23 protein-coding genes and 1 pseudogene are annotated in these 21,722 nt (G+C 66.7%); 4 read left to right on the forward strand and 20 right to left on the reverse strand.

All coding sequences use genetic code 11. From position 1 onward, the window contains the following. Positions 1-34: 34 nt before the first annotated feature. A complete protein-coding gene (locus IPK65_04035; protein MBK8162332.1) occupies positions 35-568 on the forward strand; it encodes a DUF2062 domain-containing protein in 534 nt (177 codons plus the stop codon). A gap of 15 nt (positions 569-583) precedes the next feature. Here IPK65_04035 and lolD read toward each other — a convergent pair whose 3' ends face one another. From lolD to IPK65_04085, 10 genes are all read right to left on the reverse strand, one after another. Further along, on the reverse strand, positions 584-1,306 hold the full coding sequence (lolD, locus tag IPK65_04040; GenBank protein ID MBK8162333.1) for a lipoprotein-releasing ABC transporter ATP-binding protein LolD: 723 nt from the start codon (positions 1,304-1,306) through the stop codon (positions 584-586). After that, on the reverse strand, positions 1,299-2,546 hold the full coding sequence (locus IPK65_04045) for a lipoprotein-releasing ABC transporter permease subunit (GenBank protein MBK8162334.1): 1,248 nt from the start codon (positions 2,544-2,546) through the stop codon (positions 1,299-1,301). The genes lolD and IPK65_04045 overlap by 8 nt, the downstream gene beginning before the upstream one ends. A 50-nt stretch (positions 2,547-2,596) precedes the next feature. After that, positions 2,597-3,181 carry an endonuclease gene (locus IPK65_04050; GenBank protein MBK8162335.1) on the reverse strand — a complete coding sequence of 195 codons (585 nt, stop codon included), beginning with the start codon at positions 3,179-3,181 and terminating at the stop codon, positions 2,597-2,599. A 170-nt stretch (positions 3,182-3,351) separates the two neighbouring features. Further along, positions 3,352-4,230, reverse strand: a complete 879-nt coding sequence (locus IPK65_04055; protein MBK8162336.1) for a pseudouridine synthase — start codon at positions 4,228-4,230, stop codon at positions 3,352-3,354. A 113-nt stretch (positions 4,231-4,343) separates the two neighbouring features. After that, the gene (gene scpB / locus IPK65_04060; protein ID MBK8162337.1) at positions 4,344-5,045 is read right to left on the reverse strand and encodes an SMC-Scp complex subunit ScpB; all 702 of its coding nucleotides are present in this window, start codon (positions 5,043-5,045) and stop codon (positions 4,344-4,346) included. Continuing rightward, entirely contained in the window at positions 5,020-5,862 is an 843-nt protein-coding gene (locus IPK65_04065) for a segregation/condensation protein A (protein ID MBK8162338.1), read from the reverse strand. Before IPK65_04065 ends, scpB begins: the two co-directional genes overlap by 26 nt. Positions 5,863-5,866: 4 nt before the next feature. After that, positions 5,867-7,087 carry a tryptophan--tRNA ligase gene (locus IPK65_04070; protein ID MBK8162339.1) on the reverse strand — a complete coding sequence of 407 codons (1,221 nt, stop codon included), beginning with the start codon at positions 7,085-7,087 and terminating at the stop codon, positions 5,867-5,869. Positions 7,088-7,126: 39 nt separating this feature from the next. Continuing rightward, entirely contained in the window at positions 7,127-7,819 is a 693-nt protein-coding gene (locus tag IPK65_04075) for a site-2 protease family protein (protein MBK8162340.1), read from the reverse strand. 81 nt (positions 7,820-7,900) lie between these two features. Continuing rightward, a complete protein-coding gene (locus tag IPK65_04080; GenBank protein ID MBK8162341.1) occupies positions 7,901-8,521 on the reverse strand; it encodes a threonylcarbamoyl-AMP synthase in 621 nt (206 codons plus the stop codon). A 9-nt stretch (positions 8,522-8,530) separates the two neighbouring features. Continuing rightward, positions 8,531-9,424 (reverse strand): PHP domain-containing protein, encoded by an 894-nt coding sequence (locus IPK65_04085; GenBank protein MBK8162342.1) that lies wholly within the window; start codon positions 9,422-9,424, stop codon positions 8,531-8,533. 82 nt (positions 9,425-9,506) lie between these two features. Here IPK65_04085 and IPK65_04090 point away from each other — a divergent pair, with 82 nt between their 5' ends. The 3 genes from IPK65_04090 to IPK65_04100 all read left to right on the forward strand — a co-directional run bounded on the left by IPK65_04090 (position 9,507) and on the right by IPK65_04100 (position 11,283). Further along, entirely contained in the window at positions 9,507-10,058 is a 552-nt protein-coding gene (locus IPK65_04090; protein MBK8162343.1) for a septation protein A, read from the forward strand. Further along, positions 10,059-10,358 carry a YciI family protein gene (locus tag IPK65_04095; GenBank protein ID MBK8162344.1) on the forward strand — a complete coding sequence of 100 codons (300 nt, stop codon included), beginning with the start codon at positions 10,059-10,061 and terminating at the stop codon, positions 10,356-10,358. It begins immediately after the preceding gene. Between the two features lie 94 nt (positions 10,359-10,452). Next, positions 10,453-11,283: a peptidylprolyl isomerase gene (locus tag IPK65_04100; GenBank protein ID MBK8162345.1), complete on the forward strand. Its 831-nt coding sequence runs from the start codon at positions 10,453-10,455 to the stop codon at positions 11,281-11,283. Between the two features lie 20 nt (positions 11,284-11,303). Here the strand turns inward: IPK65_04100 and IPK65_04105 are convergent, their stop codons facing one another. From IPK65_04105 to pnp, 10 genes and pseudogenes are all read right to left on the reverse strand, one after another. Further along, positions 11,304-12,341, reverse strand: a complete 1,038-nt coding sequence (locus IPK65_04105; protein ID MBK8162346.1) for a c-type cytochrome — start codon at positions 12,339-12,341, stop codon at positions 11,304-11,306. 43 nt (positions 12,342-12,384) lie between these two features. Further along, entirely contained in the window at positions 12,385-13,428 is a 1,044-nt protein-coding gene (gene nagZ / locus IPK65_04110; protein MBK8162347.1) for a beta-N-acetylhexosaminidase, read from the reverse strand. A 25-nt stretch (positions 13,429-13,453) separates the two neighbouring features. Next, complete coding sequence (locus IPK65_04115; protein ID MBK8162348.1) at positions 13,454-14,227, reverse strand: ABC transporter permease; 774 nt, start codon at positions 14,225-14,227, stop codon at positions 13,454-13,456. 32 nt (positions 14,228-14,259) lie between these two features. Beyond that, on the reverse strand, positions 14,260-15,192 hold the full coding sequence (locus IPK65_04120; protein MBK8162349.1) for an ABC transporter permease: 933 nt from the start codon (positions 15,190-15,192) through the stop codon (positions 14,260-14,262). An 85-nt stretch (positions 15,193-15,277) separates the two neighbouring features. Then, a pseudogene (locus tag IPK65_04125) lies at positions 15,278-15,650 on the reverse strand (L,D-transpeptidase). A 31-nt stretch (positions 15,651-15,681) separates the two neighbouring features. Continuing rightward, positions 15,682-17,211 (reverse strand): ABC transporter substrate-binding protein, encoded by a 1,530-nt coding sequence (locus IPK65_04130; protein MBK8162350.1) that lies wholly within the window; start codon positions 17,209-17,211, stop codon positions 15,682-15,684. After that, positions 17,205-17,672: a CYTH domain-containing protein gene (locus tag IPK65_04135; protein MBK8162351.1), complete on the reverse strand. Its 468-nt coding sequence runs from the start codon at positions 17,670-17,672 to the stop codon at positions 17,205-17,207. Before IPK65_04135 ends, IPK65_04130 begins: the two co-directional genes overlap by 7 nt. Positions 17,673-17,760: 88 nt before the next feature. Then, a complete protein-coding gene (locus IPK65_04140) occupies positions 17,761-18,534 on the reverse strand; it encodes a 3'-5' exonuclease (GenBank protein MBK8162352.1) in 774 nt (257 codons plus the stop codon). A gap of 2 nt (positions 18,535-18,536) precedes the next feature. Next, on the reverse strand, positions 18,537-19,445 hold the full coding sequence (gene cysM / locus IPK65_04145; protein MBK8162353.1) for a cysteine synthase CysM: 909 nt from the start codon (positions 19,443-19,445) through the stop codon (positions 18,537-18,539). 140 nt (positions 19,446-19,585) lie between these two features. Next, positions 19,586-21,673, reverse strand: coding sequence for a polyribonucleotide nucleotidyltransferase (pnp, locus tag IPK65_04150; protein MBK8162354.1), 2,088 nt, complete (start codon positions 21,671-21,673; stop codon positions 19,586-19,588). Positions 21,674-21,722: the final 49 nt, after the last annotated feature.

A 21,722-nucleotide genomic window follows, 5' to 3' on the forward strand; every position in this document is an offset into this window, starting at 1 on the left:
TGTCCGTCTGCGGAGAATCTACCCCATAACCCCGATGCCGAAAAGACTGCTGAAGCGCTTCCTGCCGGAGCACCACGTCATCAAGGAGCACAGACACCTGCGCTTCTTCGGTACCCTGCTGCACGACCCCAACCTCTGGCACATGAACCGGCGCTCCGTCGCGGGCGCGTTTTCCGTCGGGCTGTTCATCGCCTTCATACCCGTGCCGTTCCAGATGGTGTTCGCCGCGGCGATCGCGATCGCCTCGCGCGTCAACCTGCCGATTGCCGCCAGCCTGGTGTGGATCACCAATCCGTTCACCATGCCGCCGCTTTTCTTCCTGTGCTACAAGCTGGGTGCCTGGCTGCTGCAGGTGCCGGCGCGCAAGATCCATTTCGAACCCACGCTGGAATGGCTCACCACGGAACTGTCGTCCATCTGGGAGCCCTTCCTGCTCGGCTGCCTGATCGTCGCGACGGTCAGCGCGATCGCGGGCAACCTCCTCATCCGCGGCCTCTGGCGTCTGCAGGTGGTCAGGAGCTGGGAGGCGCGCAAGCTGCGCCGCCTCGGACAGGCGCCGCAGCAGTAATCGTGCCGGCTTGCCTCAGCCGGCCGGCGGCTCGCCGTCCGCGCCGGTATCCGCGCCGGCGGGCGCCAGTCTCCCCGCCTCCAGCAGCAGCACCCGGTCCACCTGGCGTGCAAGTGAACGCTCGTGCGTCACGATCACGAAACTCGTGTTGAGCTCGCGGTTGAGTTCCAGCATGAGACGGTAGGTCTCGCGCGCATTGTGGAAATCGAGGTTTCCGGTCGGCTCGTCCGCGAGCACGCAGCGCGGCCGCGTCACCAGCGCACGCGCCACCGCGGCGCGCTGGCGCTCGCCGCCCGACAGTTCGCCCGGCTTGTGTCCCATGCGCTGTTTCAGTCCCACGCGCTCGAGCATGGCGGCGGCCTGCCCGCGCGCCTGCGCCGGGGTGTCGCCGCGGATCAGCAGGGGCATGGCCACGTTCTCCAGCGCGGTGAATTCCGGCAGCAGGTGGTGGAACTGGTAGATGAAGCCCAGCATCGCGTTGCGCAGCCGCCCGCGCGCCACCGGTCCGAGCCGGGTCAGGCACTGGTCGTCCAGCCAGACCTCGCCGCGTGTCGGCTCGTCGAGTCCGCCCAGCAGGTGGAGCAAGGTGCTCTTGCCGGCGCCGGAACTGCCCATGACCGCGACACGCTCCCCGGCGGCGACCTCCAGCGTGATGTCGCTGAGGACCTCGACGACGGCGGGGCCCTCGGCATAGGTCTTGGCAAGCCGCTCGCAGCGCAGGATGAACCGGTCATTCATAGCGCAGCGCCTCCGCGGGCTGAACGCGCGCGGCGCGCCAGGCCGGATACAGGGTCGCGAACAGGCACAGCACCAGCGCAATGCCGCCGATGCTGAACACGTCGGCCCAGCGCATGTCGGACGGCAGATCGCTGATGTAATAGACGTCAGGCGCGAGGAACTGCACGTGGAACAGGCTCTCGATGGCGGGCACCAGTGTCTCCACGTTGAGCGCCAGCGCCACGCCGCCGGCCATGCCGAGCAGCGTGCCGATCACGCCGACCACGCTGCCCTGCACGATGAACACCGCCATGATGCTGCCCGGGCTGGAACCGAGCGTGCGCAGGATGGCGATGTCGCTGCGCTTGTCGGTCACCATCATCACCAGGGTCGACACCAGGTTGAACGCCGCCACCGCCACGATCAGGAACAGGATGACGAACATCACCGTCTTTTCCATCTTCACGGCGCGGAAGAAATTGCTGTGCTGTCGCGTCCAGTCGATCACGTACATCCCGGGCGGCAGCGTCTTCTCCAGCGCGCGGCTCAGGGCCGGGGCCTTGAACATGTCGTCGAGCTTGAGGTGGAGTCCGCTCACCCCGCCGTCGAGGCGGTACAGCGTGGCGGCATCCTCGAGGTGCACCAGCGCGAGCGCGCTGTCGTATTCGTACATGCCGATGCTGAAGACGCCGACCACGGTGAAGCGCTTCAGCCGCGGCAGGAAGCCGGCCGGGGTGATGCTGGCCTGCGGCGTGATCACGACCACCTGGTCGCCGAGGGCCACGCCGAGGTTATAGGCGAGCTCCTGTCCGAGGACGATGCCGTAGGAGCCCGCCGTCAGGCTGGCGAAATCGCCCGCCACGATCTTGCGCGGCAGCTCTGACACCGCAGGTTCCTCCTCCGGCAACACGCCCTGCAATATCGTGCCGGCGACGCGCTCGCCGTGGCTGATCATGCCCTCGGCGTGCACGAAGGGGGCGACACCTGTCACGCCGGGATAACCGGCCAGCCGTGCGCGCAGTTCCGGCCAGTCCATGATCGCGCCCGCGCCACCCTGCACGGTAGCATGGGAGACCACGCCGAGGATGCGCTCCCTGAGCTCCTTCTCGAAACCGTTCATCACCGACAGCACCGTGATCAGCGCAGTGACGCCGAGCGCAATGCCGAGCATGGAGATGAGCGAGATGAAGGAGATGAAATGGTTACGGCGTTTGGCGCGCGTGTAGCGCAGGCCGATGAAGACTTCCAGGGGTCGGAACATGACTGTGCATTAAACCATAAATGGTCGGGCGCGAGCTATCGCGCGCCGGGTTATTGCCGGCCGGGGCAGAGCCCGGCCAGGCTGCAGTGCGCGCAGCGCGGGCGGGTACGGCAGGCGTGTTTGGCGTGCGCGACGATGAGCGCGTGGTACTCGTTGTACAGGCCGACGCGGTCCCGCTTGCGGCGCGAACGGCCGAGCTCGCGCTCCAGCCCCTGTTCCATGGCCGCGCGCAGATGTTCGTAGCCGGCGTCGGCGTCCAGCAGGCCGAGCCGCATGAACAGGCGGCGCGTATAGGCATCGATCACGAACACCGGGCGCTCGAAGGCGTAGAGCAGGATATCGTCCGCCGTCTCGCGGCCGACGCCGTTCACGGACAGCAGTCCGTGCCGCAGCGTCCCGGTGTCCTGCCGTGCGAGCGCCTCGTAGCCGCCCTGTCCGAGGTACCAGCGGCAGAAATTGCGCAGCCGTTTCGCCTTGACGTTGAAATACCCCGCCGGCCGGATCCAGCGCGCCACGACCTCCGGCGACTCGGCAAGCAGGCGCTGGGCGTCGAGGGCCTGCTGTTCCTTCAACGCGAGAATCGCGCGCTCGACGTTGGACCAGGCGGTATTCTGGGTCAGGATCGCCCCGACCATCACCTCGAACGGCGTTTCGCCCGGCCACCAGTGCTGCGCGCCGTGGGCGGCGTGGAGGAGGTCGAATATTGCGAGGAAGCCGGGATTGCCCGGGGACGGATTTACAAATCCGTCCCCTTCGCCTTCAAATACGGGGACAGATTTCAAATCCGTCCCCGCTATCTTCCGCCTCACGCCTCACGCCTCACCCGCTTCTTCGGTGAGGGCCTGGATCGATGTTTCTTAACCGCCGCTCCCTGGAACACACTGCGGCGCGGCGCGGCCTTGCGCCGCGGCTCGCGGACGGCGGGCGCGGTGACACCGGATCCGGCGTCCAAGCCGGCGAAGCGCAGCAACTCGGCGACCCCCGCCGCGTCCATCTCTTCGTAGTGGCCGCGGCGCAGGCGGCGCGGCACGGTGACCGGCCCGAATCGGACGCGCTTGAGCCGGCTCACCCTGACGCCCTGGGACTCCCACAGCCGCCGCACCTCGCGGTTGCGCCCTTCTTTCAGCACCACGCCGAACCAGCGGTTGGCGCCCTCGCCGCCGCCGATCTCGTAGATCCGGTCGAACGCCGCCCGGCCGTCCTCGAGCATCACGCCTTCCTGGAGACGGGTCAGCACGGCGGGATCCACCTCGCCCATCACGCGCACCAGATATTCGCGCTCGACGCCGAGGGTGGGATGCATCAGGCGGTTGGCGAGCTCCCCGTTCGTGACCAGCAGGATCAGTCCGGAGGTGTTGATGTCGAGGCGTCCGACGCCCACCCAGCGCGCATCCTTGATGCGCGGCAGGCGGTCGAAGATGGTCGGGCGCCCGTCCGGATCGTCGCGCGTGCAGATCTCGCCTTCGGGCTTGTAGTACACCAGCACCCGGCACGCGGCGGGCTCAGTCGCGTAGGTGAAGGCCTGCCGGCCGTCGATGCCGACGCTGTCGCCCGGCGCGAGGACGGCGCCGGGCTGCACCGGCTTGCGGTTGACCGTGATGCGGCCCGCGCGCATCCATTCCTCGATCTCGCGGCGCGATCCATAGCCGAGGCGCGCAAGCGCCTTGTGCACGCGTTCGCTCATGACCGGCGGACGCGGCAGACATTGCGAGGGGGGATGGCGGGAATCGTCGGCGTGTTCACGCTGGCCTCATCCATGCGGGCGAAGACGGCACGCGGCTACCCGGGACAGGACGTTCAGTTGAGGGCTTCAGCCGTTTCCCGCGCCTCGGCCTCGTCTTCCTCCGCGGCATCCGGGCCCGCATCGTTCATCGCCGGCTCCATCGCGTAGAGTGCGCCGGCATCCGGCGCGGCCGGACCCGCGGCGTTTGCCGCAGCCGCCAGGTCCAGTTCCTTCTGGAGGTGATCGATCGGCCTGATGTCGGCCAGCGCCGGCAGATCGCTCAGGCTCTGGATGTTGAAGTAGTCGAGGAGCTTGCGCGTCGTCCCGTACAGCGCCGGCTTGCCGGGGACGTCGCGGTAACCGACAACGCGCACCCACTCGCGCTCCATCAGTGTCTTGATGATGTGCGTGCTCACGCTCACACCGCGGATCTCCTCGATGCCCGCGCGCGTGATCGGCTGCCGGTAGACGATCAGCGCCAGCGTCTCCAGCAGGGCACGTGAGTAACGCGGGGCGCGCTCCTCGGCGAGCCTGCCGACCCACGGCGCGTATCTCTGCCGCACCTGCAGGCGGAACCCGCTGCTGACTTCCTTCAGTTCGAGCGTGCGGTCGCCCCATTCCCGCGCCAGCTCGTCGAGGGCGGTACGGATCTCTTCCGGCGCGGGACGGGCATCTTCGTCGAACAGGCCGGCGAGGCGCTCCAGGTTCAGAGGCTGGTCGGCGCACAGCAGGGCGGCCTCGATGATGTCCTTAACTGGCGGTTGATTCGTTGACATGATGAGGTGCCTTCACATAAATCGGCCCGAAGGCCTCGGTTTGGATCAGCTCGAGCAGCGACTCGCGAATGAGTTCGAGGATCGCGAGCAGGGTCACCACCACGCCGCGCCGCCCCTCTTCCGGCGTGAACAGCGAGGCAAACTCGATGAACTGCTCCGTGTTGACGGTCTCGAGGATGATCGACATCCGCTCGCGCACGGAGAGCGGCTCCAACATGATGTGGTGATGGCTGAACATCTCGGCGCGGGCCATCACCTCCTGGAAGGTCAGCAGGATGTCGCGCAGCTCCACCCGTGGCGGCAGCTTGACCACCTTGGCCTCGGGCCCCTCCACCGTGACCGGAAAGACCTCGCGATCGACGCGCGGCATCGCGTCCAGGTCCGCGGCGGCCTGTTTGAAGCGTTCGTATTCCTGCAACCGCCGCACCAGCTCGGCGCGCGGATCCGTCTCGTCCTCCGCCTCGGCCGGACGCGGCAGCAGCATGCGCGACTTGATCTCCGCGAGCATGGCCGCCATGAGCAGGTACTCTGCGGCAAGCTCGAAGCGCATCTCGCGCATCAGCTCGATGTACTGCATGTACTGGCGCGTGATCTCGGCGATCGGGATGTCGAGGATCTCCAGATTGTGGCGCCGGATCAGGTACAGCAGCAGATCGAGCGGGCCCTCGAAGGCCTCGAGGAACACCTCCAGCGCGTCCGGCGGGATGTAGAGGTCGCGCGGCGGCTCGGTCATCGCCTTGCCGTGCACCAGCGCGAAGGGCATCTCCTGCTGCTCCGGGCGCGGGGGGGCGGTATCCAAGGCGGGGTCCTGATTCATGGCGCTATATGATATCAACTAATCCGAGGGCCTGACGCACTTCCTGCAGGGTCTGCGCCGCGACCGTGCGCGCCTGCTCACAGCCCGCCGCAATAATCCGGCGTACTTCGGCGGGATTGTTGACAAATTCCTGCGCCCGCTCGCGGATCGGGGCAAGCTCGGCCTGCACCCCGTCGATGACATGCTGTTTGCATTCGATGCAGCCGATGCCCGCGCTGCGGCACCCGTCCATCACCCAGGCGCGCGTCTCCTCGCCGGAATAGATCTGGTGGAACTCCCATACCGGGCACTTGAGCGGATCCCCCGGGTCGGTCCGGCGCACGCGCGCCGGATCGGTCGGCATGGTGCGCAGCTTCTTCTCCACCGCCTGCGGATCCTCGCGCAGCGCGATCGTGTTGCCATAGGACTTCGACATCTTCTGGCCGTCGAGGCCGGGCATCTTGGGCGTCTGGGTCAGCAGCGCCTGCGGCTCGGGCAGGATCACCCGCCCCTCCCCCTCGAGATAACCGTACAGGCGCTCCCGGTCGGCCAGGGTGATGTTCTGCTGCTGTTCCAGCAGCGCGCGCGCCCTGGGCAGGGCCTCATGATCACCCTGTTCCTGATATTTCCGTCTTAATTCACTATATAAACTGGAGTTTTTCTTCCCGATTTTCTTGAGCGCGGCCTCCGCCCGGGCGGCGAAGTCCGGCTCGCGCCCGTACAGGTGGTTGAAGCGCCGCGCCACCTCGCGCGTCAGCTCGATATGCGCGACCTGGTCCTCCCCGACCGGGACCAGGCTCGCCCGGTAGACGAGGATGTCGGCGCTCTGCAGCAGGGGATACCCGAGAAAGCCGTAGGTGCTGAGGTCGCGGTCCTTGAGCTTCTCCTGCTGATCCTTGTAGCTCGGCACGCGCTCGAGCCAGCCGAGCGGCGTGATCATCGACAGTATCAGGTGCAGCTCGGCGTGCTCGGGCAGGCGCGACTGGATGAACAGCGTGGCGGAGTCCGGATTGATGCCGACCGCGAGCCAGTCGATCACCATGTCCCAGCAGCTGCGCGCGATGATCTCCTTGTTCTCGTACTCGGTGGTGAGCGCGTGCCAGTCCGCCACGAAGAAAAAGCACTCGTACTCATGCTGCAACCGGAGCCAGTTCTTCAGGACGCCATGGTAATGGCCCAGGTGCAGCGCACCGGTCGGCCGCATCCCGGACAGGACCCGCTGGCTATGCGGTAAGCCGTTGTTCACGCCGCCTCCCCACTCCGCTGTTTTTCTTGTTGAGATCGTTCAGATGATCGCCTGCAGCACCGACTGGAACAGCCCGGCGGGCAGCTGGCCGAAATAGAATAGCATAAGGAAAAAGCCCGACAGGATCGGCCACATGATCTTGCCGAGCAGCTTGGTGAAGAACAGCGCGAGGATGATCAGCATGCCGTAGGGTTCGATGCGGTTGTACTGCCAGGCAAGCGGACCGGGCAGCAGGCCGGCGACGATGCGGCCGCCGTCGAGGGGCGGGAGTGGCAGCATGTTCAGCACCATGAGTATCGCGTTGATGAAGATCCCGGCGACGCCCATGTAGATCAGGGGCTGGCCGAGCCACGGTATGGCGCTCATCAGCGCGATACCGGTTTTCACGACCAGCAGCCACAGCACCGCCATGAGCAGGTTCGCGCACGGGCCGGCCAGCGCCACCAGCGCCATGTCGCGCTTCGGGTGGCGCAGGTTCTCCCAGGTGATGGGAACCGGCTTGGCCCAGCCGAAGACGAAGCCGCCGATCAGCAGCATCAGCGCCGGCAGCAGCACCGTTCCGATCGGGTCGATGTGCTTCACCGGATTCAGGGTGAGCCGTCCGAGCATCAGCGCCGTGCGGTCGCCCAGTCGCAGCGCCATCCATCCGTGTGCCACTTCGTGCACCGTGATCGCCAGCAGCACGGGCATGACCCAGACCGCGAGCTTCTGTATCAGGCTCAGTTGATCCATTACGGCCGTATTATACCCGGTTTGCCGTCCCGCCGCGGACCTGCGGCCGAGGCGTCCCCGCGCGAGTGTGCCTTGACATGGCTAGGCGGTCAGGAACGAGGTATCGCCCTTGCCCTGGCGAATCAGCCGGGGAGATTCCCCGGTCAGGTCGATGATCGAGGTCGGCTCGCTGCCGCAGCTGCCGCCATCGATGATGGCATCCACCTGGTTGCCGAGCCGCTCGCGCATCTCCTCCGGATCCGTCAGCGGCTGGGGGGAATCCGGCAGGATCAGCGTAACGCTCATGAGCGGCTCGTCGAGCGCCTCCAGCAGGGCGTGCGTGATCGGCTGATCCGGGATGCGCAGTCCGATGGTCTTGCGCTTCGGGTTCTGCAACCGGCGCGGCACCTCGTGGCTGGCCGTGAGGATGAAGGTGTAGGGTCCGGGGGTGAGGGACTTGAGCAGGCGAAACTCCTGGTTGCCGACCCGGGCGTAGGCCGACAGATCGGAGAGGTCGCGGCACATCAGTGTGAAATTATGGGTGGCATCGAGCTTGCGCAGGCGCTGGATCCGCTCCATCGCCGTCTTGTCACCGATCTGGCACCCCAGCGCGTAGCAGGAGTCGGTGGGATAGACGATCACCCCTCCGTTGCGCACGATCGCGACCGCCTGGCTGATCAGCCGGGGCTGGGGATTGACCGGATGTATCTGCAGATACTGCATCTGACACCTTCATTGCACCAGAAGCCGCGCACCGTCGGCGCGCGTGTTCACCGGCTGCGTGATCGCATCGGCGGGCCAGCGCGTCCATACCGGCTCGCAGTCCCGCGGCAGTGCGGCGAGCCGCCCGGGCACCGTCCAGCCGTTGTCCGTGGAATGGAAATCCGATCCCACCGAGGCGCACAGGCCGAACTCATGCGCATAGTCCGCCATCAGGCGCGCCTGCTGCTCATTGTGGCTGCTCGACACCACCTCGATCCCTCCACCTCCGGCCGCGGTGAATTCCCGCAGGAAACGCCGCATCACGCTGCGCGTCATCGCATAACGCGTCGGATGCGCCACCACGGCCACCCCGCCCGCGGCGCGGATCCAGGCCACCGCCTCCTCGAGCGACGCCCACTCGCTCGCGACATAGCAGCTGCCGGTGCGGCCGAGATAGCGCTTGAAGGCGCGCTGCATGTCGCGCGCGCACCCCTGTTCGACCAGGAAGCGGGCCAGATGGTTCCTGCCCACACCACCCGCGCCGGCATACGTTTCCGCCGTCTCCAGCGCGCCGGGAATCCCGCAGCGTGCGAGCTTGTCCGCAATGGCCCGCGCGCGCGCCTGCCGCACCTCGCGCAGGCGGGTGAGCCCCTCCTGCAGGGTCGCGCAGTCCGCGTCGATGCCGAGGCCGAGGACGTGGATCACCCGCTGCACCCAGGTCACCGAGATCTCGACTCCCGGGACGAGGCCCATGCCGCACTCCAGCGCGGCCTGCCGCGCCTCGGCGATTCCCGCCGTGGTATCATGATCCGTCAGCGCGAGTACATCCACGCCGCAGGCGCGCGCATGCCGCACCAGCTCGGCCGGGGACAGCGACCCGTCGGAGCAGCGGGAATGGCTGTGGAGGTCGTAACAGCCGCTCATGCGCCGCTCCGAACTGCCAATATAACGGGCTTCATTGTAAGATACGGCATCGCCAAACCCCCGGATCCCAGCGCGAACACCGATGAAACTCCTGTTCGATTTCTTCCCCGTCCTGCTGTTTTTCGCCGCCTACAAACTGACCGGCGACGACATCTACATCGCCACCGCGGTCGCGATCGCGGCCACCTTCATCCAGTCCGCGATCTTCTGGCTGCGGCACCGCAGGCTGGAAAAGATGCACATGATCACGCTCGTCCTGCTGGTGGTGTTCGGCGGGGCGACCCTGCTGTTGCAGGACGAAGTATATATCAAGTGGAAGCCGACCGTGCTCAACTGGCTGTTCGGTCTTGTCTTTATCGGCAGCCATTTCATCGGCGAGCGCCCCGTCATCCAGCGGCTCATGTCCCAGGCCGTCACCCTGCCCCAGGACGTGTGGTACCGCCTGAACCTCGTCTGGTCGCTGTTTTTCATCGCCGTGGGCTTTATCAACCTGTACGTGGTGTATAATTTCGACACCGAAACCTGGGTCAATTTCAAGCTCTTCGGGATCATCGGCCTGACACTGGTATTCATCATCGCGCAGTCGTTCTACATCGGCCGTTACATCAAGCATGACGGCGGGGAAAGCAACTGAATGATCTACGCCCTCCTGTGCGAGGACAGGGAAAACAGTCTGGAGGCGCGCCGGCTGCACCGGCCCGCCCATCTCGAGCGGCTGGTCCAGCTCAAGGACCAGGGCAGACTGGTCCTCGCGGGCCCGCACCCCGCCATAGACAGCGCGGATCCCGGCGCCGCGGGCTTCACCGGCAGCCTGATCGTGGCGGAATTCCCGTCGCTGGAGGATGCCCGTAAATGGGCGGATGCCGAACCCTTTCTGAAAAACGGTGTCTATAAATCAATCACAGTCAAACCCTTGATAAAAGTGCTCCCGTAGCCTTGATCGAGCAGCCGGACACAGTATCCGATATGACACCGGGCGTGGCGTCCGGTGCATACCGCCATTCGTTTAAAAATCGAAGGAATGTCTCATGCCTATGCCGCACCATACCGCCCTGCTGACCGCCGCCGCGGCCAGCCTCGTCCTCGCGCTGGGACCGGCGCTCGCCGAGACCGAGTCGACGGACGCTACAGGATCCAGGGTCATCGCCGTCATCAACGGACGCAACGTCACCAGCGCCGATTTCGGCACCTTCGTCAGCACGCGCATCGGCCAGAATGTTTCACCGGCCAACCTGAACCAGCAGCAGCTCAACATCCTGCAGGATGAATTCATCAACCGCGAACTGGTGTATCAGGATGCGGTTGCGAAGGGCGTGGACAAGCACCCGGAAGTCGTCATCGCCATCGAGAACCAGCGCCACAACATCATCGCGGGCTACGCCCTGCGGCAGGTCGTCAGCGTACCGCTGCCGGACAGGGCGCTGCAGGACGCCTACAAGGCCCTGGCCTCGAAGCCGGTGAAGGAATACCGCGCGCGGCACATCATGGTCAAGACGGAGTCGGAAGCCGGTGACCTGATCAAGAGCCTCAAACAGGGGGGCGACTTCGCCGCGCTGGCGCGCGAGAAATCCCTCGATCCCACGGCCCAGAACGGCGGCGAGCTCGGCTGGCTGCCGGTGGACCAGATCGCCCAGCCGATCCGGGACGCGCTCGGGGCGCTGCGGACAGGCAGCTTCAGCGCGACTCCGGTGCAGACCCAGTTCGGCTGGCACGTGCTCAAGCTGGAAGAGACCCGCATCCTGCCGCCGCCCGATTTCGAGGCGGTCAAGGATGAGCTGAGCCAGCATCTCCGCAACGAGAACATCGCGAAATACATCACCTCGCTGCGCCAGAACAGCAAGATCGAAATCAGGAAATAAAGGACCGCGCGCCCTTTGCGTCAGGGCGCGGTCGCAGATTCCTCCGGGGGAAATTCCCCGGTGAGCGTGCGCAGGAAACCGACGATATCACGCACCTCGTCGTCGGTGACCCCGACATTGAACTGCGTCACGGCCATGACCCGCACAGCCTCCTCCAGGGTGTCGACCGAGCCGTTGTGAAAATAGGGCGCGGTCAACGCAACGTTGCGCAGCGTCGGCACCCGCCACAGGTATTGGTGTTCCACGCGGCCGTCGACGTGGAAACGGCCCATGTCGGAGCCGAGCAGCCCGTACTCGGCGTCATAGCGGCTGCCCCTGTAGGTCGGGAACAATTCGTAGAATCCCTCCCCCATCGGGATCTCGAGCCCGGGCAGGGGTCCGGACAAGTTCACCCAGAAGTGACACGCCGCGCAACCCTTCTCCACGAACAGATGCTTCCCGCGCAGGGCCGCTTCCGGCAGTGTGGCGGTGTCGCCCGCCAGGTAGCGGTCGAAGGGTCCGCGCGGTGTCGCCAGCGTGCGCACGAAGGCTGCGAGCGCGGCCACGGTATTGCGGTACGTCAGCGGACGCCAGCCGGAGAATGCCGCGCGGTAGCGCTCCCGGTACAGCGCGACCCGGCGCAGTGAGGCGAGCGCGTCCGCCTCGCCGGGCTGTCCCATGATCGCGGCGTCGAGGATATGTTCCGCGATCGCATCCTCCAGGCTCGCCGCGCGCCCGTCCCAGAAGTAGGCGGTCTGGAAGGCAACATTCCACAGGGTCGGCGTATTGCGCGTCGCAACCCTGCCGCGCGCACCGGCCGACAGTTTCAGTCCGTCTGCGCCGCCCCGCTGCAGGTCGTGGCAGGAGTTGCAGGATACGCTGCCGTCGACTGACAGCCGCGCATCGAAGAACAATTGCCGCCCCAGCGCGATCTTCTCCGGCGTCTGCGGGTTGTCCGCCGGAATCGGCGGTGTCGCGGGCAAGGGGCTGAACGGCTCGAATGCCCGCACCGCCGGCGCCGCCAGCAGGACGCATAAGGCCGCGCCCGCGATGGCATAGGCTCGTAGTGTGATCATCATGGGGGGGATTCCGTCGCAAAGCACGCGCGTCGGCAGGCGCGTGCTACATCAATTCCAAGGTATGGGGCTCATCGTAGGATCCCACGATCCGTACCGCCTCCCGCCACTGCGGGCTCCGGCGCAGTTCCTCGTATCCGCCGGTGCCGCGTCCGTGCATGCGCACCAGCCGCAGCTGCGACACCGGATTATTCCACTGGGCAAGCGCCTCGACAAGCCGGGCGACCGGTTCGGTGCCGTGGCATACCAGCAGCATGTCGCAGCCGGCATCGAGTGCGGCCCGCGCGCGCGCGGGCATGTCGCCGATGGCCTCGGCGCCCCCCATGTGGAGATCGTCGCTGAAGATCACGCCCTGGAAGCCGCAACGGCGGCGCAGCACCTCCTGCAGCCAGAAGCGCGAGAAGGTCGCCGGCGCGGGATCGATGTCGCGGTACACCACGTGAGCAGTCATCAGCGCCTCGATCCCGTGCCCGACCATGCGCCGGAACGCCAGCAGGTCCCCGCTCTCCAGCTCCCGGTACGGGCGCGGATCCACCGGTAGCTCGAGGTGGGAATCCTGCGCGACGGAGCCGTGGCCCGGAAAATGTTTTCCGGTCGCCACCATTCCGGCGCGCCGCATGCCGCGCACGTAGCTGTGGGCGAGCTCGGCGACGACCGTGGCGTCACGATGGAAGGCGCGGTCGCCGATCACCTGGCTCACCCCGCGGGCGAGATCGAGCACCGGCGCGAAACTCAGGTCGACGCCTACACTGCGCAGCTCGGCCGCCATGAGCCAGCCGGTCGCCTCCGCATACTGGCGCGCCCGCGCAGGGTCGACATCGTGCAGCTCGCCGAGACGGGCCACGGCCGGCAGCGGGGTGAATCCCGCGCGGAACCGCTGCACGCGGCCGCCCTCCTGGTCCACGGCGATCAGCAGCGGCGGATCGCGCCGGGCATGGATCTCGGCCGTGAGCGCGGCGATCTGGGCCGGGGATTCGTAGTTGCGGCTGAACAGGATGACCCCGCCCACCTGCGGCTGCCGCAGCAGTTCGAGCTCCTCGGCGCTCAGCTCGCGTCCGGCCAGGCCCATCATGATCGGTCCCAGTGACAAGTTACGCCCCTCCTGTCCCCGCGTCTCACGTCCGGGTTCGCCCGACAAGGCGCACGTCCAGGCGGTCGCGCAGATGGTCGCCCAGCATGTTGACCGCCAGCACCACCAGCATCAACGCGATGCCCGGCACCAGCACCATGTGCGGCGACACCAGCATGTAGCGGCTGCTGTCGCGGATCATACTGCCCCACGACGGCGTCGGCGGCTGGATGCCGAGCCCGAGGAAAGACAGGCCGGCCTCGGCGATGACCACGCCAGCGACGCCGAAGGTGGCCTCGATGATCAGCGGCGCGGTGATCAGCGGCAGCAGATGGCGCAGCACGATGCGCAGGCGCCCCGCGCCGAGCGCCACCGCCGCCTGCACGTGTTCGCGATCCTTCAACGACAGCACCTGGGCACGCGCCAGCCGCGCGAAGCCCACCCAGCCGACGACGGCGAGCGCGATCACCACATTGCCGATCCCCGCCCCGAGCACGCCGGCGAGCGCGATCGCGAGCAGGATGCCGGGGAAGGCAAGGAAGACATCGATGATGCGCGTCGTCACGTGGTCGACCCAGCCGCCCAGATAGGCGCTGGCGGTGCCGATCAGGGTGCCCGCGCCGGCCGAGACCAGCACCACGAAGAAGGCGACGAAGAAGGAATAGCGCGCGCCCACCGCGACGCGGTCCCACAATGGACGCCCGAGGTCGTCGTAACCTAGCCAGGAGCCGTCCCCCGGCGCTGCCAGGATGCGTGCGAGGTCGACCTCGTCCGGCCGCAGCGGAAGGACCAGGCCGGCGCAGGCGAGCAGCATCCACATCCCGACCACCCCGCCGCCGAACCACAGCCGAATCACCGGGCCGCCCCCCCGAAGCGGATGCGCGGGTCGAGGCGCGCATAGACCAGGTCGGTAAAGGTGTTCACCGCGACATAGCCCAGGCTGATCATCAGCACGCAGGCCTGTACCACCGGATAATCGCGCCGGTGGATCGACTCGATGGTGAGCAGTCCGATGCCGGGCCAGGAAAATACCGTCTCGGTGATCACCGCGCCGGCGAGCAGCGCGCCCAGCTGCAGGCCGAGCAGCGTGATCACCGGCAGCAGCGCGTTGCGCAACGCGTGCCGGAAGATCACGGCGCCCTCGGTGAGTCCCTTGGCGCGCGCCGTACGGATGAAATCCTCTCCGAGCACCTCGAGCAGCGTGGCGCGCAGCATGCGCGAGAGGATCGCCGCCAGCGCCGTGCCCAGCGTCAGCGCGGGCAGCACCAGCGAGGCAGCCTCATCCCGCCCGCTCACCGGCAGCCAGCCGAGCCAGAGCGAAAACACCAGGATCAGCAGCGGCCCCATCCAGAAATTGGGGATGGATATGCCCAGCATGGAAAAGGTCATGGCGCCGACGTCCCAACCGGTATCCCGCCGCGTCGCGGCGAGAATCCCGAGCGGCGCCGCGATCAGCACCGCCACGCACAGGCCGGCAACGGCGAGCTCGAGGGTGGCGGGCAGGCGTTCGAGGAGGATTTCGGCGATGGGCCGCTGGGAATGGAGCGACTGCCCCAGGTCGAACCGGATCAGATTCCGGTAGTACTCCAGCAACTGCAGGTACAGGGGCTGGTCGAGACCGAGGGCATGGCGCAGCGCGGCGCGGTCGGCGGGCTGGCTCGACTCGCCGAGCATGACCTCGACCGGATCGCCGGGAATCAGGTGGATCAGCAGGAACACCAGCAGCGAGACGCCGAACAGCACCACCAGGGCACTGCCAAAACGCGCCAGCAGGAATCTGGTCATGCCGCCCAAAGATTCTTTTCCTTACGCCTCACTCCTCACTCCTCACCATTCAATAAGGACAGGGGACGGATTTGAAATCCGTCCCCTATTCTTTGATGTGCACCCGCGTCCCGACCTCCACCAGGTCGAACAGGCGCACCATGTCGTCATTGCGCACGCGGACACAGCCGCGCGAGCCGGGCATCCCCAGGGCAACGTCGTCCGGCGTGCCATGAATATAGATATACCGCTGCAGCGAATCGACGTATCCGGCCGACAAACACGGTGTCGGGCGGACACTCCGCACCGATCTTGGCATGGATCTCGTGCCAGCCGCGCGGGGTGCATTCGCTGTCGAGCTTTTCTCCCGGACCGTTCCTGGCGGTCGATACGCGGATGTCCATCAGCACGTCCGGGCCTTCGCGCAGGTACAGGCGCTGCCCGGCGAGGGAAACCTCGATGATCCGCTCCCGTGTCATGTGCCGCCCGCCATCGCCGCCATCATCCCGTTCAACGTTTCGCTATGGTAGCAGTGTCCAGGCGCTCAACGTAGGCCAGGCCGTCGTAATTTCCGTCGCCGGATATGCGGTAGCCGGCGATTCCGCTCCGGGCGGCGAACACATGATCCTCGTGCCACAGCGGCACGTACGGCAGTTCCGCGAGCAGGTCCGCCTGCACGGCGCGGAATCCTTCCGCCTGTCCGGCGAGCGTATCGGCGGCCTCGGCCTGCTCGATCAGGCGGTCCAGCGCGGGGCTGGCGAAACGCCCGCGGTTGGCGCCGTCGGGCGGGACCGCGCCGCTGTGGAAGGCGTAGCGAAAGATCTCCGGCAGCTTGATGCCGACCCACATCAGGCTGTACATCTGGAAGTTGCCTGCCTTGATGTCGCCGTAGAACGTGCCCCAGTCCAGGCTGTGCAGTTCGACCTTGATGCCGACCGCATCGAGCTGGCTCTGGATGATGGTGGCGAGGCGCAGGCGGAACGGGTCGGTCGAGGTCTTGTACACCAGGCGTAACGGAGTATCCGAACCGTAGCCCGCCGCCTGCAGCAGGCGGCGGGAGCGCGCGGGATCATACGGGATCGGGGCGAGGTCCGGGTTTCCCGCCCAATGTTCGGACGGCAGCACGGCATTCGCGAGGTGGGCGGCCCCGCCCAGCACGTGCGTGACGATGGCGGCGCGGTCCAGCGCGCTCGCGATTGCAGTGCGTACCTCCAGCCGGCCAGTCGCCGCGTCCTGCAGGTTGAAGCCGAGGTAGGCGAAATTCGTCCCCCGCCCTTCCAGCACCTCGATCCCGCCCTGCGCCTTGAGGTAAGTAATCATCTCCGGCGGCAGATCATTCTGCAGCATGTCGATCTCGCCGCGCAGCAGCTTGAGCACGCGTACCGTCGGGTCGTTCACGGCGATGAATTCGAGCGCAAGCCCGTCGCGGCGGCGGCGCAGCTGGAGGCGGCCCTCGCCGGCCCAGGCGGTCAGCTCGAACGGCCCGCTGCCCACAGGAAGGCGGTTGAACGGATGTCCCGCCGCGACCAGATCCGACGGCAGGATGCCGATGCCGAGCCGCCCCGGGAACAGCAGATCCGGAACACGCAGCCGGAACTCCACCACGTCCTCGCCGTCGATCGCGACCGCCTCTATGTTGGCAAGCGACAGGCGCTGCGGCGAGGCGTTGCGCGCGTCCAGGATGTAATCGTAGGTCGCCTTGACGTCGAGCGCGGTAAGCGGAGCGCCGTTGCTGAAGCGGGCGCGCGGCGTACGCAGGGTGAAGCGGTACAGCGTCGGGGTGAGCTGCTGCCAGTCCGCCAGCGCGGGCTGCGGCATGGCGCTGGCATCGAAGTCGATCAGCGCCTGATACAGCAGGCGATTGATACGGGCGGACACGGCGTCGGTCGCGAAGCGCGGGTCGAGCGTCACCGGCATCACCGGCAGGCCGAAGCGCAGACCCTCATGCGGGGTCCGGCTGCAGCCGCCAAGGACGGGGAACAGCGCGGTCAGCGCGAGGACCGCAACCCACACCACGATACCGGCTGCGCGCCTCACCATCGCGTATAGGGTGTCCGCGCCAGGTAGACATTGTAATAACGCGGATCGTCCGACACCTCCGCCCCCGCCCACGGCGGGCGTGGAAATTCGGCGTGCTCGTGGTCCAGTTCGATCTCGGCGATGACCAGCCCCCGGTTCACCCCCTCGAACACATCGATCTCCCACACGAAACCGCCGTAGTCGACGAAATGGCGCGTCTTCTCGACCAGCAGACCGCTGCACAGGTGTTCCAGCATTTCCTCCGCATCGGCCACCGGGATCGGGTATTCGTACTCGGTGCGCACGATATCGAGGGTGGCGCTCTTGATGTTGAGATAGGCGTCGGCTCCGGACACGCGCACGCGCACCGAACACCGGCCACCGTCGGACAGGTAGCCCTGGCGGTAACGCGCGCTCGCGGTGGCCTCACCGCGCCAGGCGTCGCTGGTGACGAGGAATTTACGCTCTATCTCCTGTGCCATCGGGTTACGGCTGTCCTCTGCGGGTCGGCGCGGCGCGGTGATTACGATATACGGAGATACCCGCCTGAACAAGGGACGCGCGCGGCATTCAGTCGCGCCAGGCGGCAAGGAATTCGGCGAAATGCGGGCGGGCCTCCCGCGCCAGGTAATCGCGCAACAGTCGGCATTCCTCCTCGTTCTGCGCGCGCGCCATGCGTCCACGCATGACCTCGAAACGCAGATAAACGAGAAAGGTGTTCAGGACGTCGGTCTCGCAGTAGTTGCGGATCCCCGCGATATCGCCCGCGAGGTAGCTGCCCCATACCTTGGAGCCGTCCATGCCGAGCTTGCCGGGAAAGCCGAGCATCGTGGCGATCTCGTGCAGCGGCGCCGCGGCGCGCGGCTGGTAGCCCGCCAGCACGTCCATCAGGTCGATGTGGCGCCAGTGGAAACGGCTGAGGTAGTTGTTCCAGCGGAAGGCGCTGTCCTCGTCGCCGGTCTCCCAGTAGCGCGGCGCGGGTATGCCGTGCAGCATGGCGCGGTAATGCAGCACCGGCAGGTCGAAACCCGAGCCGTTCCACGACACCAGGTTCGGGGTGAACTTCTCGATCCCGTCGAAGAAGCGCCGCACCAGTTCGTCCTCCGGGGCATCGGGATCGCCGAGCGACCACACCTTGAGCAGGTCGCCGGAGCGCACGACGGCGGAGATCGCCACGATGCGCTGCAGATGCAGACGCAGGAATTCGTTCTCGCCGGTCTCCTGGCGGCGCTTGTGGAACATGACGTTGGCGACCTCGGCGTCGTCGAGGCCGTCCAGCCCGTAGAGCCGGCGCCCGGAGACAACGTCCGGCACGGTCTCGATATCGAAGACGAGGACATTCAGTCTCATCGGGATGCGTCCTCCCCGAAGACATTGGTGGACAGGTAGCGGTCGCCGCGGTCGCAGGCGATGGCGACGATGACGCCGTGCTCGATCTCGCCGAGCAGCCTGAGCGCGGCGGCCACGGCCCCGCCGGAGGAGATGCCGACGAATATGCCCTCGCGCGCCGCCAGCGCGCGCGCGGTGTCCTCGGCCTCCTGCTGGCCGACGTCGACGATGCGGTCGACGCGCGCGGGTTCGTAGATCTTCGGCAGGTATTCGGCCGGCCAGCGCCGGATGCCCGGGATGCAGGCGCCCTCGCCCGGCTGCACGCCGACGATCTGCACCGCCGGATTCATCTCCTTGAGGTAGCGCGAGGTCCCCATGATGGTGCCGGTGGTGCCCATGGAGCTGACGAAGTGGGTGATCTTGCCGTGCGTGTCGCGCCAGATCTCCGGCCCGGTGGTCTCGTAATGCGCGCGCGGGTTGTCGGGATTGGAGAACTGGTCCAGCATCACCCCCTTCCCTTCGGCGACCATCCGGCGGGCGAGGTCGATCGCCGCCTCCATGCTGCCCGCCTGCGGCGTCAGGATGATCTCGGCGCCGTAGGCATGCATCAGCGCGCGGCGCTCGAGACTCATGTGTTCGGGCATGACCAGGATCATGCGGTAGCCGCGGATCGCCGCCGCCATCGCCAGCGCGATGCCGGTGTTGCCGCTCGTGGGCTCGATCAGGGTGTCGCCCGGCTTGATGCGCCCGTCCCGCTCGGCATAGCGGATCATGCTCAGCGCCGGCCGGTCCTTGACCGAGCCGGCCGGGTTGTTGCCCTCGAGCTTGAGCAGTACGGTGCTGCCGGTCTGCCCCGGCAGCCGCTGCAGACGGACGAGCGGGGTGTTGCCGACAAAGTCCTCGATCGTCGGATAGGAAACGTTCATGGGCGGACGGCCACGCTGGAAACACGGATTTTCATTGTATCCCCGCGCGCGCCGGAGCGCCAACCTCGGCGGCGGGATCCGCGCGCAATAAAAAAGGGGCTCACGCCCCTTTTTCATCCGTGCCCCGCGAACTTCCGGGATCAGCCGTTCTCCACTTCCTTCATGCTGAGGCGGATGCGGCCCTGCTTGTCGATTTCGAGCACCTTGACCTTGACGATCTTGCCCTCGGACAACTTGTCGCTGACATTGTCGACGCGCTCGTTGGAGATCTGCGAGATGTGCACCAGTCCGTCCTTGCCCGGCAAGATGGTGACGAAGGCGCCGAAGTCCATCAGTTTCGACACGCGGCCCTCGTAGATGCTGCCGACCTCGACGTCCGCCGTGAGCTGGCGGATGCGCCGCACCACCTCGTCGCTGGCGGTCTGGTCGACGGAGGCGATCTTGACCGTGCCGTCGTCGGTGATGTCGATGCTGGTGCCGGTCTCCTCGGTCAGCGCGCGGATGGTGGCGCCGCCCTTGCCGATGACGTCACGGATACGGTCCGGGTTGATCTTGATGGTGATGATGCGCGGGGCGTGCTGCGAGATGTCCTCGCGCGGCCTGGCGATGACGCGGTTCATCTGTTCCAGGATGTGCAGGCGGCCTTCGCGCGCCTGCGCCAGCGCCACCTGCATGATGTCGCGGGTGATGCCGTCGATCTTGATGTCCATCTGCAGGGCGGTGACGCCGTTGGCGGTGCCGGCCACCTTGAAGTCCATGTCGCCGAGGTGGTCCTCGTCGCCCAGGATGTCGGTCAGCACGGCGCTGCGCTCGCCGTCCTTGATCAGGCCCATCGCGATGCCGGCGACCGGCGCCTTGACCGGGATGCCGGCGTCCATCAGCGCCAGGCTGCTGCCGCATACGCTCGCCATCGAGCTGGAACCGTTCGATTCGGTGATCTCGGACACCACACGGATCACATAGGGGAAGCTGTCCATGTCCGGCAGCACCGCGGCGACGCCGCGCTTGGCCAGTCGGCCATGGCCGATTTCACGCCGTTTCGGCGAGCCCACCATGCCGGTTTCGCCGACGCAATAGGGAGGGAAGTTGTAGTGGAACATGAAGGGTTCCTTGCGCTCGCCCTCGATCGCGTCGATGATCTGCGCGTCGCGTCCGGTGCCGAGCGTGGTTACCACCAGCGCCTGGGTCTCGCCGCGGGTGAACAGGGCCGAGCCGTGCGCGCGCGGCAGCAGTCCGACGCGGATGGAGATCGGCCGCACGGTGCGCGTATCGCGCCCGTCGATGCGCGGCTGTCCCGCCAGGATGCGTTCGCGTACGGTCTTCTTCTCGATCTTGCCGACGGCGCCCTTGACCGCGTCCTCGGACCAGCCGGATTCGTCGGTGCCGGCCAGCCGGCCTATGACGGCGGCGCGGATTTCAGACAGCCGCGCCTGGCGCGCCTGCTTTTCCTGGATCTGGTACGCCGCGGCGATATCCGTCGCGCACTCCGCCTGCACGCGTGCGTGCAGGTCGCGGTCTTCCTCCGGCGCCTGCCAGTTCCACGGCTGCGCGCCCGCCTCAGCCGCCAGCTCGCGGATGGCGCGGATCACCGTCTGCTGCTGCTGGTGGCCGAACAGCACCGCGTCCAGCATGACCGTTTCCGGCAGTTCGCGCGCGTCGGACTCCACCATCAGTACCGCGTTCTCCGTTCCCGCGACGACCAGGTCGAGCTGCGATTCGGCCAGCTGGGAAAAGGTCGGGTTGAGCAGGAAGCTGCCATTCCGGTAACCGACGCGTGCCGCGCCGATCGGTCCGTTGAAGGGCAGACCTGACAGGGCGAGCGCCGCTGAGGCGCCGATGATGGACGGAATATCCGGATCGATCTCCTTGTCCAGAGACACCACGGTGGCGATGACCTGTACTTCGTTGGTGAATCCCTTGGGGAACAGCGGGCGCAGCGGGCGGTCGATCAGGCGGGAGGTGAGGGTTTCCTTCTCGGTGGGGCGGCCCTCGCGTTTGAAGAATCCGCCCGGTATCTTGCCGGCGGAGTACGTTCGCTCCTGGTAGTTCACGGTGAGCGGGAAGAAGTCCCTCCCCTCCACAGCCACCTTCTGGCCGACTGCGGTCACCAGCACGACGGTATCGCCCATGCTGATCATTACGGCGCCGGTCGCCTGTCGCGCTATCTCGCCGGTCTCCATGACGACCGTGTGGTCGCCGTATTGAAATGTCTTTTTAACAGGGGTCACGGTAACTTCCTTAACTGATGGGAATCGGGATGAAGGTCAGAACGACGGA

This window comes from Gammaproteobacteria bacterium (assembly GCA_016712635.1).
GTDB lineage: Bacteria > Pseudomonadota > Gammaproteobacteria > SZUA-140 > SZUA-140 > JADJWH01.